Source organism: Phenylobacterium sp. (genome assembly GCF_965284355.1).
Lineage (GTDB): Bacteria > Pseudomonadota > Alphaproteobacteria > Caulobacterales > Caulobacteraceae > Phenylobacterium.
Map to the genome: position 1 here is coordinate 1,676,913 of NZ_OZ260078.1, position 14,594 is coordinate 1,691,506.

The 14,594-nt window shown below is 68.7% G+C and carries 15 protein-coding genes and 1 riboswitch; of the genes, 9 read left to right on the forward strand and 6 right to left on the reverse strand.

Annotated elements, in window-relative coordinates; all coding sequences use genetic code 11:
- The first annotated feature begins 59 nt into the window (after positions 1-59).
- The 6 genes from ACQ66R_RS08175 (at position 60) to ACQ66R_RS08200 (ending at position 7,339) form a co-directional block, all read left to right on the forward strand.
- Positions 60-671 carry a TetR/AcrR family transcriptional regulator gene (locus tag ACQ66R_RS08175; protein ID WP_430420881.1) on the forward strand — a complete coding sequence of 204 codons (612 nt, stop codon included), beginning with the start codon at positions 60-62 and terminating at the stop codon, positions 669-671.
- A gap of 73 nt (positions 672-744) precedes the next feature.
- Positions 745-956: riboswitch (cobalamin riboswitch) on the forward strand.
- A 192-nt stretch (positions 957-1,148) separates the two neighbouring features.
- Positions 1,149-3,152 carry a TonB-dependent receptor plug domain-containing protein gene (locus tag ACQ66R_RS08180; RefSeq protein WP_430420883.1) on the forward strand — a complete coding sequence of 668 codons (2,004 nt, stop codon included), beginning with the start codon at positions 1,149-1,151 and terminating at the stop codon, positions 3,150-3,152.
- Positions 3,153-3,280: 128 nt separating this feature from the next.
- Positions 3,281-4,108: an ABC transporter substrate-binding protein gene (locus ACQ66R_RS08185; RefSeq protein WP_430420884.1), complete on the forward strand. Its 828-nt coding sequence runs from the start codon at positions 3,281-3,283 to the stop codon at positions 4,106-4,108.
- Positions 4,105-5,094 carry a FecCD family ABC transporter permease gene (locus ACQ66R_RS08190; protein WP_430420886.1) on the forward strand — a complete coding sequence of 330 codons (990 nt, stop codon included), beginning with the start codon at positions 4,105-4,107 and terminating at the stop codon, positions 5,092-5,094. Before ACQ66R_RS08185 ends, ACQ66R_RS08190 begins: the two co-directional genes overlap by 4 nt.
- Positions 5,091-5,867, forward strand: coding sequence for an ABC transporter ATP-binding protein (locus ACQ66R_RS08195; protein WP_430420888.1), 777 nt, complete (start codon positions 5,091-5,093; stop codon positions 5,865-5,867). Before ACQ66R_RS08190 ends, ACQ66R_RS08195 begins: the two co-directional genes overlap by 4 nt.
- A complete protein-coding gene (locus tag ACQ66R_RS08200) occupies positions 5,867-7,339 on the forward strand; it encodes a cobyric acid synthase (RefSeq protein WP_430420890.1) in 1,473 nt (490 codons plus the stop codon). Before ACQ66R_RS08195 ends, ACQ66R_RS08200 begins: the two co-directional genes overlap by 1 nt.
- Here the strand turns inward: ACQ66R_RS08200 and ACQ66R_RS08205 are convergent.
- The 3 genes from ACQ66R_RS08205 to ACQ66R_RS08215 all read right to left on the reverse strand — a co-directional run bounded on the left by ACQ66R_RS08205 (position 7,336) and on the right by ACQ66R_RS08215 (position 9,960).
- Complete coding sequence (locus ACQ66R_RS08205; protein ID WP_430420892.1) at positions 7,336-7,896, reverse strand: HNH endonuclease; 561 nt, start codon at positions 7,894-7,896, stop codon at positions 7,336-7,338. The two genes, ACQ66R_RS08200 and ACQ66R_RS08205, sit on opposite strands and share 4 nt — an antisense overlap.
- Before the next feature lie 802 nt (positions 7,897-8,698).
- Positions 8,699-9,088, reverse strand: a complete 390-nt coding sequence (locus ACQ66R_RS08210) for a YMGG-like glycine zipper-containing protein (RefSeq protein WP_430420894.1) — start codon at positions 9,086-9,088, stop codon at positions 8,699-8,701.
- A 518-nt stretch (positions 9,089-9,606) separates the two neighbouring features.
- Complete coding sequence (locus tag ACQ66R_RS08215) at positions 9,607-9,960, reverse strand: hypothetical protein (RefSeq protein ID WP_430420895.1); 354 nt, start codon at positions 9,958-9,960, stop codon at positions 9,607-9,609.
- A gap of 197 nt (positions 9,961-10,157) precedes the next feature.
- Here ACQ66R_RS08215 and ACQ66R_RS08220 point away from each other — a divergent pair, with 197 nt between their 5' ends.
- Both ACQ66R_RS08220 and ACQ66R_RS08225 read left to right on the forward strand, forming a co-directional pair.
- On the forward strand, positions 10,158-11,105 hold the full coding sequence (locus ACQ66R_RS08220) for a tetratricopeptide repeat protein (RefSeq protein WP_430420897.1): 948 nt from the start codon (positions 10,158-10,160) through the stop codon (positions 11,103-11,105).
- A 78-nt stretch (positions 11,106-11,183) separates the two neighbouring features.
- On the forward strand, positions 11,184-11,351 hold the full coding sequence (locus tag ACQ66R_RS08225) for a hypothetical protein (RefSeq protein WP_430420899.1): 168 nt from the start codon (positions 11,184-11,186) through the stop codon (positions 11,349-11,351).
- Between the two features lie 13 nt (positions 11,352-11,364).
- On the opposite strand, the gene ACQ66R_RS08230 is transcribed toward ACQ66R_RS08225, so the two are convergent.
- A protein-coding gene (locus ACQ66R_RS08230) for an IS5 family transposase (RefSeq protein WP_430420901.1) occupies positions 11,365-12,116 on the reverse strand; the annotation gives its coding sequence in 2 pieces (ribosomal slippage) (positions 11,365-11,786 and positions 11,786-12,116; 753 coding nt in all).
- A 58-nt stretch (positions 12,117-12,174) separates the two neighbouring features.
- Entirely contained in the window at positions 12,175-12,702 is a 528-nt protein-coding gene (locus ACQ66R_RS08235) for a DUF1993 domain-containing protein (RefSeq protein WP_430420903.1), read from the reverse strand.
- 154 nt (positions 12,703-12,856) lie between these two features.
- Between ACQ66R_RS08235 and ACQ66R_RS08240 the strand changes: the two genes are divergently transcribed.
- Positions 12,857-13,771: a mechanosensitive ion channel family protein gene (locus tag ACQ66R_RS08240; RefSeq protein ID WP_430420905.1), complete on the forward strand. Its 915-nt coding sequence runs from the start codon at positions 12,857-12,859 to the stop codon at positions 13,769-13,771.
- 15 nt (positions 13,772-13,786) lie between these two features.
- Here ACQ66R_RS08240 and ACQ66R_RS08245 read toward each other — a convergent pair whose 3' ends face one another.
- Positions 13,787-14,341, reverse strand: a complete 555-nt coding sequence (locus tag ACQ66R_RS08245) for a DUF882 domain-containing protein (protein WP_430420907.1) — start codon at positions 14,339-14,341, stop codon at positions 13,787-13,789.
- Positions 14,342-14,594: the final 253 nt, after the last annotated feature.

Genomic DNA, 14,594 nt, shown 5'->3' on the forward strand with positions numbered 1-14,594 from the left:
GCCCGCGTCAACCCAGACCCTCGACAGTTGCGTGGCCGGCGCGCGAGAACTCCGCGACAATGACTCGCCCCATCGACTCCGCCCCTGACCTCGAGATCGCTGATGGCCGCCGTCGTCGCGGGCAGGACAACCGCGCCCGGATCGTGGCAGCGATGATGGAGATCGTGCACGGCGGCGAGATCGCCCCAAGCGCCGAGCAGGTAGCCGCGCGCGCCGACGTCGGCCTGCGCACGGTCTTCCGGCATTTCCAGGACATGGACAGCCTGTACCGCGAGATCGCCGCGGTGGTCGGGGTCGAGGTGCGCGCGGTGTTGGAGCGTCCGCTGGAAGGCGACACCTGGCAGGCGCGACTTCTGGAACGCGCGGGCCGGTTCTCGATCGCCTACGAGAAGATGGCCCCATACAAGCGCGCCGCAGACGCCTTCAAGCACCGTTCGAAGTTCCTGGGCGGCGACTATGCGAGGCTGGTCGAGCAGCAGCGCGAGATTTTGGAACAGGGACTGCCCCCGGCCGTCGCCCGCGACCGCGACCGGGTCGAGGCGCTTGCGCTGCTCCTCAGCTTCGAAGCCTGGGCCCGCCTGCGGAACGAACAGGGCCTGTCCCCCAGCCGCGCCCAGGCTGTCATCGAGTCCGCGGTTCGCGCCCTGATCGCGGGTTCCGCAACGGAATAAGCGACCTGCCGCGCCATGGACTTTGGGAGCGGAGCGGCGCATTAGGCCCGCGTGATGCGGCGGGTTTACCCGCCATGTCGCAATGCGCGCCGATGCCTTCGGGCTTAATCGGGAACGCAGTAGGGGTTCGCCCCGATCTGCGGCTGTCCCTGCAACTGTGAGCGGTGAGCGCATGCGTCGGGCGGGGGTTTCTCCGCCAGCCACTGGACCTTCGGGCCTGGGAAGGCAGGGCGCATGTCGTGATGACCCGCGAGCCAGGAAACCGGTCGATGCGTGTCGCTCGAGCTTTGGGGCAGTGGACCTCCAGGGCGCGGATCTCCGTCTGAGCGACGACGAGAAACGGCGAGGGCCGTTTCGATCGATCGGACGGCCCGCGCATGCGTCCACGTCCGCCGATCCGTCGACCTCAGCGCGGGCCCCGCGCTGAAGGAGGCCCTCCGTCATGTCGCAAGGACGCGGACAGAGAGGGCCCTTCGCATGGCCACAAGATACTTCCTGGGCGCCGCCGCAGCGGCGCTGTTGATCTCCCATCCCGCTGTCGCCTCCGAGGCCGATGACGGCGGCGTCGAAGGCGTCATTGTCACGGGCACGCGCTCGCCCGAGGGCGTCGATGCGGCGAAGGTCGGCGCCTCGGTCACCGTCATCACCCCCGAGCAGATGCAGGACCGCCAGGTGCGCCTGGTCTCGGACGTGCTGCGCGACGTGCCCGGTTTCGCCTGGGATCACTACGATCCGATCGGCGGCCTCACCGCCGTGCGCGTGCGCGGCGCCGAGGGCAACCACGTGCTCACCTTGATCGACGGCATCGAGGCCGCCGACCCGTTCCAGGGTGAATACGATTTCGGCCAACTGCTGAGCGACGACGTCGCCCGGATCGAGATCCTGCGCGGGGCGCAAAGCGCGCTCTACGGCTCGGACGCCATTGCCGGCGTCATCAACTACATCACCCCCACCGCCGCCGAGCAGCCGGGCGGACGCATCCGCGTCGAGGCCGGCTCGCACCGCACATTCGGCGGCGCGGCCCGCTATGGCGTGGTGCTGGGCCCACTGGACCTGGTGCTGAACGCCGACGTCCAGACCACGGACGGCTACGTGATGCAGACCCTGCCGAACGGGCGTCGCAAGGTGGGATCGGAACTGGAGAACTTCAGCGCCAAGGCCGCCTACGACGTCACCGATGCGCTCCGCCTGCGCGGCGTCGTGCGCTACACGAACACCCATGCCGAGACCAACAGCTCCAGCTTTGGTCGCGGCCAGATCGACAGCTTCGGCAGCTATTCCGACGCCACCAGCCTGTTCTGGTTCGCCGGCGCCGACCTGAAGCTGCTGGACGGCGCCTGGACCCACAGTCTGTCGATCCAGGGCCTCGACGCCGAACGGAACGGCTACAGCGCCAATCGTCGGAGCAGCGGCAACGACGGTGTGCGCACCAAGGCCTCGTACGCCACGACCTACAGCCTCACCACCGGCGAGCTCGTCCACAGCCTGACCGGCGCGGTCGACTGGGAGAAGGAGACCTACCAGAACACCTCGCCGCCCAGCGCCGGAGCCGACACGACACGCCGCTCCATCGAGAACACCGGCCTCGTGGCACAGTATGACCTCGAGATCGGCGAGCACGTCACGATCGGCGGCGCCATCCGCCACGACGCCAACGACTTCTTCGCTGACGCCACCACGTGGAAGGTCCACGGCCTCTACGCCGTGAACGAGATGATCTACCTGCGCGCCGCCGCCGGCACGGGCATCAAGAACCCGTCGCAGACCGAGCTGTTCGGCTTCAACGCCACAGGCCCCTTCCCCTTCCGCGGGAACCCCAACCTGAAGCCCGAGAAATCCAGAAGCTGGGAGGCCGGCGTCGATCTGCTCTTCCTCGACGGCCGCGTCTCGCTGGGCGCTACCTACTTCGATGCCCGCCTGGACGACGAGATCTTCACCTACATCGGTGGCGCGATCCCGGCCGCCTGCCCGGCCCCGCCCTCCGGGACCAGCACGTCCTGCAACCGCGAGTTCAAGTCCAAGCAGCATGGCGTCGAGCTGTTCGGCCGCTTCGAGATCGTCGAGAGCCTGACGCTGTCAGGCTCCTACACAGACCTCTCGGCCAAGGAGAACGGGCTGGAGGAGATCCGGCGCGCGCCGCACATCGGCAGCGCCAACCTGACCTGGAAGCCGCTGGACGGCCGCGCCACGCTGAACCTCAACGTCCGCTACAACGGCCGCCAGCTGGACCAGAACTTCTCGGGTATCGCCACGCCGTTCCCGGCTTCGCTGCCGAACGTGAAACCGGCGACCGGCGCCAACGCCGGCAAGGTGGTGCTGCCGTCGTTCACGTTGGTGAACATCGCGGCCAGCTACGACATCGACGATCACGTCGAGGTCTATGCGCGGGTCGAGAACCTTCTCTCGGAAGACTACTATGAGGTCTTCGCCTTCCCGACCGACGGGCGGGCGGCCTACGTCGGCGCGAGGGTGAAGTTCTGAGGACAGGGACACGCCTCTCTCCTCCCCCTTGCGGGGAGGCGTCGGGGGTGGGGGTGCGAGCCTGCAAACGCGGCGCTGACACCCCCGCTCCCAACCCTCTCCCCGCAAGGGGGAGAGGGCTTCTGGCGTTGGGCTCGGCCTTTGCGGCTCTCGTCCTCCTGGCCCTCCCCGCCCACGCCGCTTCGGCCAAGCCGGTCCGCATCCTGTCGATGAACCAGTGCACCGACCTGCTGCTTCTGCAGCTGGTTCCGAAGTCCCGGATCGCGGGCGTGACCTATCTCGCCCGGGACGGTTCGGCGGCGCTTTTCCCGGGCGCCGCCGACGGGATCGCCGTCAACTACGGGACCCCGGAAGACATCATCAGGTTCGGGCCCGACCTGATCCTGACCGGCGACTTCTCGCTCGCGGTGACGCGCCGCCTCGCCCACGAGGTCGGGGCGCCGCTGGTCGAGGTGAAGAGCACGCGCACCTTCGACGATGTGAGGGCCAACCTGCGCCAGGTGGGCGCCGCCGTCGGCGAGCCGGCGCGGGCCGAGGCGCTGGTGCGCGAACTGGACGCCCGCCTCGCGCAGCTCGCCGCGCAGGCTCCCAAGCGCCCGAATCGCGTCGTCGTTTGGGACGGCGGCGCGACCGTGCCGGGTTCCGACACCTTCGCCGACCGTATCATCCGCGCCGCCGGCGCCATCAACATCGCCGCCCAGCCGGGCGGACTCTACACGGGCTTCGATGTCGAGCGGCTGCTGCAGGCCCGGCCCGACGCCCTGGTCTTCGCAGGCGGCGCCAAGCCCCTGCTGCAGAACGACGAGGCCCGCCACCGCGTGGTGCGCCGTGTCTTCGAAGGCCGCCGCCTGGCCTACCCAGAGGTGGCCTTCAACTGTGGCCTGCCCCAGTCGGCCAAGGCCGCCGTGGACCTGCGCCGCCAGCTCGACGGGCTCCCGAAGGGCGCCGTCCGATGACCCCGCGTCCGCTGCCCATGAGCGCCCTGGCGGTCTTGCTGCTGATCGTGGCGGCGGCGGCCTCGCTGTTCCTGGGCCGGGTCAACATCGGGCCCCAGGAGATCCTCCACGCCCTGACCTCCTCCGATCTCAGCCTGACCCGCCTCGTTGTCCTGGAACTGCGGTTGCCCCGCACCGTGCTCGCGATCCTGGTCGGCGCGGCCCTGGGCCTATCGGGGGCGGTGCTGCAGGGACTGCTCCGCAATCCGCTGGCCGAGCCCGGGCTGCTGGGCGTCTCCAGCGGCGCGGCCTTGGGCGCTGTGGTCTCGATCTATTTCAGCCTGGCGACGGCGTTCGCCCTAGCGACGCCGATCCTGGGGCTCGCGGGCGCACTAGGGGCCGGCGCCCTCACCTTCGCGCTGGGCCGCGGCGGCACGCTCAGCCTGATCCTGGCCGGCGCGGCCGTCTCCGGTCTGATGGGGGCCTTCCTGGCGATGGCGCTCAACTTCGCACCCAACCCCTACGCCGCGTTCGAGATGAGCATCTGGATGCTGGGCTCGCTCTCGCAGAAGAGCTGGGACCACATCCTGCTGGCCGGGCCGTTCATCCTGGTAGGCCTCGCGATCCTCGCCACCATGGGCCGCGCCATCGACGCGCTCTCGCTCGGCGAAGCTCAGGCCTCGAGCCTGGGCGTCGACCTCGACCGCACCCGCGCGCTGGCGCTGCTGGGTACGGCACTGGCGGTAGGCGCCGCCACCTCGGTGACCGGCTCGGTGGGCTTCATCGGCCTGATCGCGCCGCACCTCGTGCGGCCGTTCGTGGGTTACCAGCCCAGCCGCACGCTGCTGCCGTCGGCCCTGTTCGGCGCCGCGCTGCTGCTGTTGGCCGACATCCTGACCCGTGTCCTGCACACCAGCTCGGAGCTGCGCCTGGGCGTGGTCACCAGCCTGATCGGCACGCCGTTCTTCTTCTGGCTGGTCGTTCGCCTTAGAAGGCTGGCGCCATGAGCGTGCTGGAGGCCCGCAACGTCAGCGTCCAGCGCGGGGGCCGCGCCATCGTCGATGGCGTGTCGGCCCGTCTTGAGGCCGGCATGTTCGTGGCCCTGATCGGTGCGAACGGGGCCGGCAAGTCGACGCTGCTGAACTGCCTAGCCGGCCTCATGAAGCCCGAACGCGGCGATGTCACCCTCGACGGCAAGCCGGTGCTGACCCTCGACCGCCGCGACCTCGCGCGGCGTCGCGCCCACCTGCCCCAGAGCCTGCGCGCCGAGTGGCCGATCTCGGTGGAGCGGGTCGTGGCCCTGGGCCTGACGCCGCAGTTGCCGGCGTTCGGGGGCCTCGCCGGCGGCTTCGAACCGCGGCTGACCGAGGCCATTGAGACCTTCGACCTTATCCCCCAGCGCTTCCAGCCGGCCACCACGCTCTCGGGCGGCGAGCTGGCCCGCGCCATGCTGGCCCGGGCCCTGGTCGGCGACCCGCAGGTGCTGCTGGCCGACGAGCCGATCTCGGGGCTCGATCCGCGCCATCGCCTGGACACCATCACCCGCCTGCGACGACTGGCCGTGGACGAGGGCCGCCTCGTGGTGACAACCCTGCACGACCTGACCCTGGCGCTGCGCCACGCCACGCACGTCATCGCGCTGCGCGAGGGCCGGCTCGTCGCCTTCGGGCCTATGGCTGAGACTCTCACGCCCGAACTGCTGGCCCAGGTGTTCGACGTCCGTGCGTGCATCTCCGGCGTGGGCCCCGAGGCGCTGGTCGACTACCTCGGGCCCGCCTGATGGCCGCGCTGATGCTACAGGGCTGCGGGTCGGACGTCGGCAAGTCGGTGCTGGTCGCGGGCCTCTGCCGGCTGTTCACAAACCGTGGCCTGACGGTTCGCCCGTTCAAGCCGCAGAACATGTCGAACAACGCCGCGGTCACGGCGCCCAATGGCAAACAGGGCGGCGGCGAGATCGGCCGGGCGCAGGCGCTGCAGGCCATCGCCTGCCGCACCCCGCCCACCGTCGACATGAACCCGGTGCTGCTGAAGCCCCAGTCCGACACCGGCGCCCAGCTCATCGTGCGCGGCCGCATGGAAGGCACATGGCAGGCCGCCGCCTACCAGGACCGCAAGGCCTCCCTCCTTCCGATCGTGGTCGAGAGCTTCAGGCGCCTGGAGGCGCAGGCCGATCTGGTCATCGTCGAAGGCGCCGGCAGCCCGGCCGAGACCAACCTGCGGGCCAACGACATCGCAAACATGGGCTTCGCCCACGCCGCCGACATCCCCGTCGTCCTGATCGGCGACATCGACCGCGGCCACGTGATCGCCAGCCTGGTCGGCGCCCATGAGGTGCTGGACGCCGCCGACCGCGGCCGCATCAAGGGCTTCCTGATCAACAAGTTCCGTGGCGACCCGGCCCTGTTTGACGAGGGCCGCGCCGAGATCGTTCGCCGCACGGGCTGGGCCGACCTCGGCATGGCGCCCTGGCTGCCCGCCGCCGCCCGCCTGCCGGCCGAGGACGCGGTCGTGCTGGAGCGGCCGCTGGGCAGCGCGCCCGCGAAACTGACCATCGCCGTCCCGATGCTGTCGCGCATCGCCAACTTCGACGACTTCGACCCCCTGCGCGCCGAGCCCGACGTAGACTTTCGGTTCACGCCCCCCGGCCAGCCGCTGCCGGTCTGCGACCTCGTCATTCTCCCCGGCACGAAGGCCACCCTCGCCGACCTCGCCTTTCTCCGCGCCCAGGGCTGGGACATCGATCTGGCCGCCCACGTCCGCCGCGGAGGCCGCGTGCTGGGCATCTGCGGCGGCTTCCAGATGCTGGGCCGGCGCATCATCGACCCCGACGGGATCGAGGGCCCGCCCGGCGAGGCTATAGGGCTGGGCCTGCTCGACCTCGAGACGGCGCTGACCGGCGACAAGGTGCTGAAGCCCGTCCGCGGCCAGCTCCTCGGCGGCGCCTTCGAAGGCTACGAGATGCACGTCGGCCGCACCACCGGCCCCGCGCTAAGCCGCCCACTCCTCAGCTCCGGCGGAGCCGTCTCGCCCGACGGCCGCATCGCCGGCTGCTACGTCCACGGCCTGTTCGCGAAGGCCCCGGCCCGTGCGGCGTTCCTGGCGCAGTTCGGCGCGACGACGCACGCCGGCGATCATTCGGCTGTGGTGGACGCCGCCCTGGACGAGATCGCTGATGCGCTGTCGCAGTGCTTCGACGTCGAGGCGCTGCTGGGCATCGCTCGCGTCCGTCTTCACGACTTGGAAGCCCGCTAAGCCTCCAGCTCGATGTCCCAGTAGAGGTAGTCGAGCCAGCTCTCATGCAGGTGGTGCGGCGGGAATCTCCGGCCGCGCTCCTGCAGCTCATGGGCGCTGGGCCGTCGCGGCTTCAGCCGCGGGTGCATGTGGGCCTCGTGCGGCGTGCGGCCGCCCTTGGTCAGGTTGCAGCGCGCGCACGCGGTGACGATGTTCTCCCACGTCGTGCGGCCGCCGCGCGAGCGCGGGATCACGTGGTCGAACGTCAGATCATGGTCGGCCGTGCAGTACTGGCAGGTGAAGCTGTCGCGCAGGAACAGGTTGAACCGCGTGAAGGCCGGCGGACGGTCCTGGGTCACGTACTGCTTGAGCGACACCACGCTGGGCAGCTTCATGGCGAAGGACGGCGAGTGGACTTCCTGGTCGTAGGTGGACACCACGTCCACGCGATCGAGGAAGACGGCCTTGATCACTTCCTGCCAGGGCCAGAGCGAGAGGGGATAGTAGGATAGCGGCCGGAAGTCGGCGTTGAGCACCAGACAGGGCCAGCCAGACGGCGGAGCCTTAAGGACCTGCATGGCCGATCCTCCGGGTTCGCTTCGCGGCGCGTATGACGATCAGAGTGGGACTGAAGACAGCACCCCAATGCAAGAGATCGACGTTACTGGGGAAAACTATAGGCCCGATTCGGAGACAACTCTACGACGGCTCGGACCTGGATCTTGAGCTCGTGGACCCCGCCCAGCGCGTTGCGGGGGCGAGGTCTCTAGTCGAGCGTCATGTCAGGCGCCGAGGATGGCGGTGGCGCCGGCGACGGCCAGGGTCAGACCCAGCACCGCGTACGTCACGACCATGTCGAGCACCCGGTTCATCCGGAACGACATAGCAGTCTCCTTGCTTGCTTCGGGGCCGGCCGATCCGGCCCCCGTCCATCTGGACAATGCTTAGATAGCACAATCTAAGCAGTGTTCAATCGTTTGATTCTAGGTTATGCTATTCGCTTTCGTATGACGCACCTGCGAACGCCCAAAAACGAAAAGGGGCCCGAAAGGGCCCCTCCTCGGTGTCGACCGTGAGGATGGGGAGGGGTTAGACGCCCAGGCCCGCCGTCGAGATCGCGGCGAAGACGCCGAGAGCCAGCAGGTACAGGGGGGCGATCCGGTCGAAATTCTTCATAAGAGACATAACACACACCTAGTTTTTCAGTTCTGGGGACCCCAGGGGAGCGGGGCGTCCGTTTGGGACGATCGATGGATACCAGAATCTGAACGCTGCATAGATCAGCGATTTTGCACGGCACCTCTGCAATTTCGCACATGCGAAAAGAAAGGGGCGCTGCTCGCGCAGCGCCCCAGGCGGCGTGTGTCCCGAAATCAAGGCCTAGCGGCGATAGCCGTAGCCGTAGCCGTTGTCGTAGCGGTCGTACGAGCCGCGGCCGTAGTAGCCGTCCCGGCCATAGTCGCCGCGATCGTAGGTGCGGTTGCGGCTGTCGCTGTAGTAAGGGCGGCTCGTACGATAGGCGTAGCCGTTGCGGTAGCGGCGCTTGTCGTTGTCATTGTCGACCGCCGCGCCCACGGCGGCGCCGGCCACGGCGCCCAGGACGACGCCTTCGGTCTTGCCGTTGCCGATCGCCGCGCCGGCGACACCGCCGATCAGGGCGCCCAGCAGCGCGCTTTCCGTCTTCGAGGCCGCGGCCGCCTGGCTCGCGGGCAGCGCCACCGCGCCGGCGACCGTCAGGGCCAGAACGGCCTTGGTCAGGATCTTGGTCATGGCTCAACTCCTTCGTTCGCCGGGCCTGGGAGACGCCGGCATCTCGAGACGGAAGGTAGAGGGGCGCGTCTGAACGCCCCCGGAGCCGGTCGTTCATGTGGGCGACAGGAAGGTCGGACGGCGCAGCGCCCAAAGAAAAAAGCGCACGCTGGGGACGTGCGCTTTGGGCTGCGGGCTGTGGGGAGCGCCGCGCGCGGGGAGAACGCCTAGACGGCGCCGACGACCCCGATGGTCGCGAAACCGATCACCAGGCCCAGCATCGCCGTCAGCAGGGCCGGAGCGGCCGCCACTTGGATCAGGCTGCGCAGGGACGAGAGGATCATAACGAGGGCTTTCTTCGGTCTGGGGAGGCCCGGGTGGGGAGCCGGGCCGTCCGCGCTTCGGACACCCCCCTGATAGCACTGCTTCGGTTACTTATTGGTCAGCGATTTCGCACTGTCGCTATGCGTTTTCTGCACAGAGGCCGTGCATCCCCCCCTGCACATCGCGGCGTGGGAGTCAGATGGCGCCGCCGGAGCCTACCGGAAGGCCAGGCTGAGCTTGGCGCCGACGAATCGGCCCGACGGATCCACCCCGCGCGCGGCGGCCGCCCCACTACGCTCCGCGCCCGGCTGGATTCCGCAAAGGAAGCCCAGCGCCCCGGTCACGTCGTCATCCAGCCGCCGATCGATGGCCGTGCGGGCGATCCCGGCGCGCTTCAGCGCGTGCGCCTCGGCCGACCGCGGATCCAGCGACAGCTTCACAACCGGCGCGCGGGCCAGCTCCGGCCGCACGGCCTGGGCCAGCGCCCGCGACGGGGAGAGCGCCTCGGCCTGCGCCGCACCGGCGAGGCAGGCGGCCGCGAGCGCCCATCCAACGGTCCTGACCAACATCGATCGCTCCATCGCTGCGCGCGCACTCTACCCCGAGCGCCGCCTGACAGCTACGCACCCAAGGGGGCCGCCGGATGCCTTTCACATGGCGTCGGGCCGCCTAGCCCAAGCTTGGCCATATGGACGAACGCCGCGATCCGCCGGTACGTTCCGCGCGAGCGCGAGCATCGCGCGCGTGCAACTGGGGGGAGATTGCGATGGCGCGGAAAACGCCGAACACGGTCCTGTTCGTGTTCCTGGGACTGAGCGTCCTGGTCGCGGGCGGCCTGGGGCTCTGGATGTTCAGCGACGTCTCGCGCGCCAATCAGGAGGCCGCCGCGGCCGCCGCCAATCCGCCCGCCCTCCCGACCGGGCCGCTGCAGTTCGTAGTGTCGAACTCCACCGACGCCACCTACGTGGCGCTGGACACTGTGAAGCGCGGCGCAGACGGGCTGGTGACCGCGACCGTCGTCAAGGTCGGCCGGACGGTCAGCTCGATCAAAGACGCCGGGCCCCTTGTGAGCCAGGTCGCCACCGTCGACTGTGCCGCCAACCGAATCTTCGATGGCCAGTCCGGCGCCTTCACCTTGGATGGCAAGCTGCTCAGTGCTGTCGCCGGCTACTCCGGCAAGCGTGGCCGGGTGGTCGAAGCGGGCGACTATCAGGTCCCGGCGCTGTGCCAGGGTCAGAAGGGCCAAGTGGTCGAGGGCATCAAGGCCGCGCTACGCCAGTCGCAGGCGCTGCCGGTGGATATCGCCGACAGAGCCGAGGCCAATCCGAAGGACCACCACAACTGGGCCTGGCTGTGCGCCGCCGCCGCACGGGGGACCTGGCGCGCGCAGGCGCCGGGTGACTGCGACAAGGCCGTGGCGCTGCGCCCTGACCACGTCGACGGACGTCTGGACCGCGCCTACCTGTTCCTGAAGATCGGCCGCAATGACCAGGCAGCCTCCGACTTCGCCAAGGTGCTGGCCGACGACCCGCAGAACGCGGTGGCGATCTACGGGCGGAGCCTGATGACGGGCATGCGCACCGGCGGCAACCTGGCCGGCGTGACGGCCAGCAAGGCCGACCGCTGCGCGGCGCTGGCGATCGACAAGGAGGTCGCCGGCTGGGTCGCCCGCACCTACCAGATCCAGATGAGCCAGGAATTCCGCGTCTGCTGAAGCGCGGCCCATTTGACCTGGATCAAGGGCGCGCCACGGCGGGGCGGCTATCCGACGGGTGTTTCAAGGGAGAGCCCTATGCCCGTCGCCACTGTCGTCGTCCTGACCGTCGTCTTCGCCATGTTCGGTCTCTTCATGGTCGTTCTGGGGTCCGTCTGGATCTGGACCAACCTTCCCGCACGCGCGCCCCAGAAGGTGGCGAGCGCCGAAAGGGCGCCCGCGATGGAATACCGCAAAGCCGCCTAGGGCCTGTTGAGATTCAGCGCGAGTGAATGACGGCGGCGGTGAGGTGGATCATGGCTGAGAAGCTGCGGTCGGTCTTGTCGCTGCGCATGGCGATGCGTTTGAACTCCTTGAGCTTGCAGAAGAAGTTTTCGATCAGGTGACGCCATTTGTAGACCTCGGTGTCGATGTCGAGGGGGATGGCGCGGCGAGGATGCTGAGAGATCACGGCCTTGGCGCCGCGCTCATCCAACTCGGCGATGATGGCGTTGCTGTCGAATGCCTTGTCGCCGAGCAAAGCGTCGAACTCGAGGCCCTGGATCAACGGCGCGACGCCCACGGTGTCGAAGCGGTGACCGGGCAGCAGGACGAAACGGACCAGGTTTCCGAGCGCGTCGGTGAGCGCCAGTATTTTGGTGGTCATGCCGCCCTTGGAGCGCCCGATGGCCTGGCTCGAAGTCCCCCTTTTGCGCCCTGCCCGTGGCGATGGACCTTCACGATGGTGGCGTCGACCATGGCGTACTCCATGTCCGGCTCGTCCGAGCAGGCGTCGAAAAGCCGTGTGAAAACATCGGCGTCACGCCAGTCGCGGAAACGCGTGTAGACCGTGTTCCACTTGCCGAACGAGGGCGGAAGATCCCTCCATGGGCTTCCGGTCCGGGCGATCCACAGGACGGCTTCGATGAAGAGCCGGTTGTCCGCGCCGCTACGCCCGGGATCGCTCGGCTTCCCCAGGCAGTGCGGCTCCATCTTCGCCCACTGGGCGTCGGTCAAAACGAATCGTTCCATCCGCAGCTTGAATCACACCACGCCGCCTTCGAGAATCTTGAATCTCAACAGGCCCTAGTCAGGCGGCCAGCGCCTCCGGCCGGCCGCCGGCCAGGTAGTCCATCTTGCCCAGCGGCACGCCGGCGGCCCGGAGCAGGCCGTACGCCGTCACCACGTGGAAGTGGAAGTTCGGCAGTGCGATCGTGAACAGGAAGTCCCGGGCCGTGAACGTCAGCGTCCGGCCGGGGACGGGCATCTCGACCGTGCGCTCGGGATCGTCATTGAACTTGGCCGCATCCAGGGACTCCAGGAACGCGATGGTGTTGGCCACGCGCGCCTTGACCTGATCCCAGGTCGTCTCGGTGTCGGGGAAGCTGGGCGGGGTGACGCCCGCCAGACGGGCCGCGCCGCCCTTCGCCGCATCGCTGGCCAACTGGATCTGGGCCGTGAACGTGCCCATGTCGGGCGCGAGACGCTTGTCGAGATAGGTTTGCGGATCGATGCCGGTCGCCTTCGCGTGCGCCTCGGCCTTGGCCAGGAGCGCGGCCAGATTCTTCAGCATCAGCACAAAGCCGGGGATCGAGGCGTCGTAGAGTGACAGGGCCATCGGGCAGAACTCCAGTTTCAGGATCGAGGCGTCACATATGGGCCTTGTCGGCCCGTCGGCGCCGACCAGACGGATCGAATTTTTCTGACAGCGACGCATCGCTGTGGCGCTTCGCGGGTTCTGGCCTTCGGGGGACGTTGACGCGAGATCCCGCTTGGCCCCGAAGACCGAAGACCCTGTCACGCCCTTCTTCGACATGGTCGGGATGGCGCTGTCCGGCGACCCCGTGATGCTGCGCGGCATGGCCGCGACGCTGGGCTCATTCTCCATCCGCCTGCTGGTCGCCCTCCTGATCCTGGGCGTGACGCTGTGGCTGGCCGGCCGGCTGGGCAAGCTGGCCGAGCGGGCGCTGAGCCGCCTGCCCAGCCATCATCAACAGGCCGACAAGACCCTGGCCACCTTCGTCTCGACGCTGGTGAAGTACGTCGTGATCGCCATCGGTCTGGTGGCGGTGCTGCAGCAGCTGGGCGTGCAGGCGACGTCGGTGCTGGCGGTTCTCGGCGCCGCCTCGCTGGCCATAGGCCTGGCGCTGCAGGGCACCCTGGGCAATGTCGCGGCGGGCGTGATGATCCTGCTCTTGCGCCCCTACCGCGCCGGCGACCGCGTCGAACTGAACGGCCGCCAGGGCAAGGTCGTGGGGATGGACCTCTTCAACACCAAGCTTGTCGATTACGACGGGCTGACCCTGTACCTGCCCAACGGCAAGGTGTTCGGCGACATGATCGTCAACATCAGCCAGGCGGGACGGCGTCGCATCGAGCTGGTGTTCGGTGTCGACTACGAGGACGACCTGGACGTGGCCCTGGCCACCCTGATCGAGTTGGCCGAAGCCGATCCGCGCGTGCTGAAGCAGCCTGCGCCTTGGGCCAAGGTCACCGCCGCGGGCGACTCGTCGGTGAGCGTAACCCTGCGCTGCTGGGCCTCGCCGGACGACTGGATGGACACTCGCTTCGATCTGACCAAACAGGCGAAGGAGACGCTGGAGGCCCGGGGCCTCAGCTTCCCCTACCCGCACCAGGTGGTGGTTGAGCGCGCGGACGTCCGACCGAAGGCGCGAGCCGTCAGCTAGGAGGCCGCCGGCGCCTCAGGCCCCGCGCCACTGGCGGACGCGCCCGGTGTCGACGTGGACGAAGTTGGAGACCGGATAGTAGCCCACGCCGCCGGCGCCGAGGTCGAGCGCCGCGTCGCGCAGGTTGGCGAGGTCCACGCCCGGCACGAGGATATCGACCGCCTTGCCCACCGTGTGCTGGCTGTGCTCGGCCACGCCCTTCGACCGCGAGCGCAGCATCGCATTCGTCTTGGGCGAGCGGTAGCCCGAGACCACCTGGAAGGGCTGGTTCGTCTCAAGCTTCTGCTGGATCGCGTGGAGCGCGTCGAACAGGCCAGGGTCGATGAACGTCTGATCGCCGGTGCGCCAGTCGCGCATCACGCGGTTCGCTTCAGCCAGGGCGTCGGGCAGGTAACTGCCGTTGGCGTAGTAGACCTCGTTGAAGGCCTCGCCGGTATGAAGGTTGTGCAGGACCGCGCGCCGCGGCTCCCAGATGTCGAGCCGCTGGGCCCAGGCGGGGGCGGCGATCGCAGCGAGGCCGGCGGCGGCCCCGAAGGTGAGCAGCTCTCTGCGGCGGATGAGGTTTGGCATGGCGCCTCCCAGCCTTCCGCAGGAAGGCTCTCTTCTGTCAGAGGTCCTGCGCGCAGAGCGCGCGGGGCCGTCGAAACGAAGGCGGCAAGATGGCGGGCCAATCGTTAACGTCAACCCTATCGACGACAGGGTGCGACCGACGGTCGCCAATAGCTTAGCCCTTGAGCGACAGTGAGCATTCGCGGACAGTCCCATCGAGCCGACGCATCAGAGACGCCGGCCGGGAGGGTTCCTCGATGCCTACGCGCCTGTC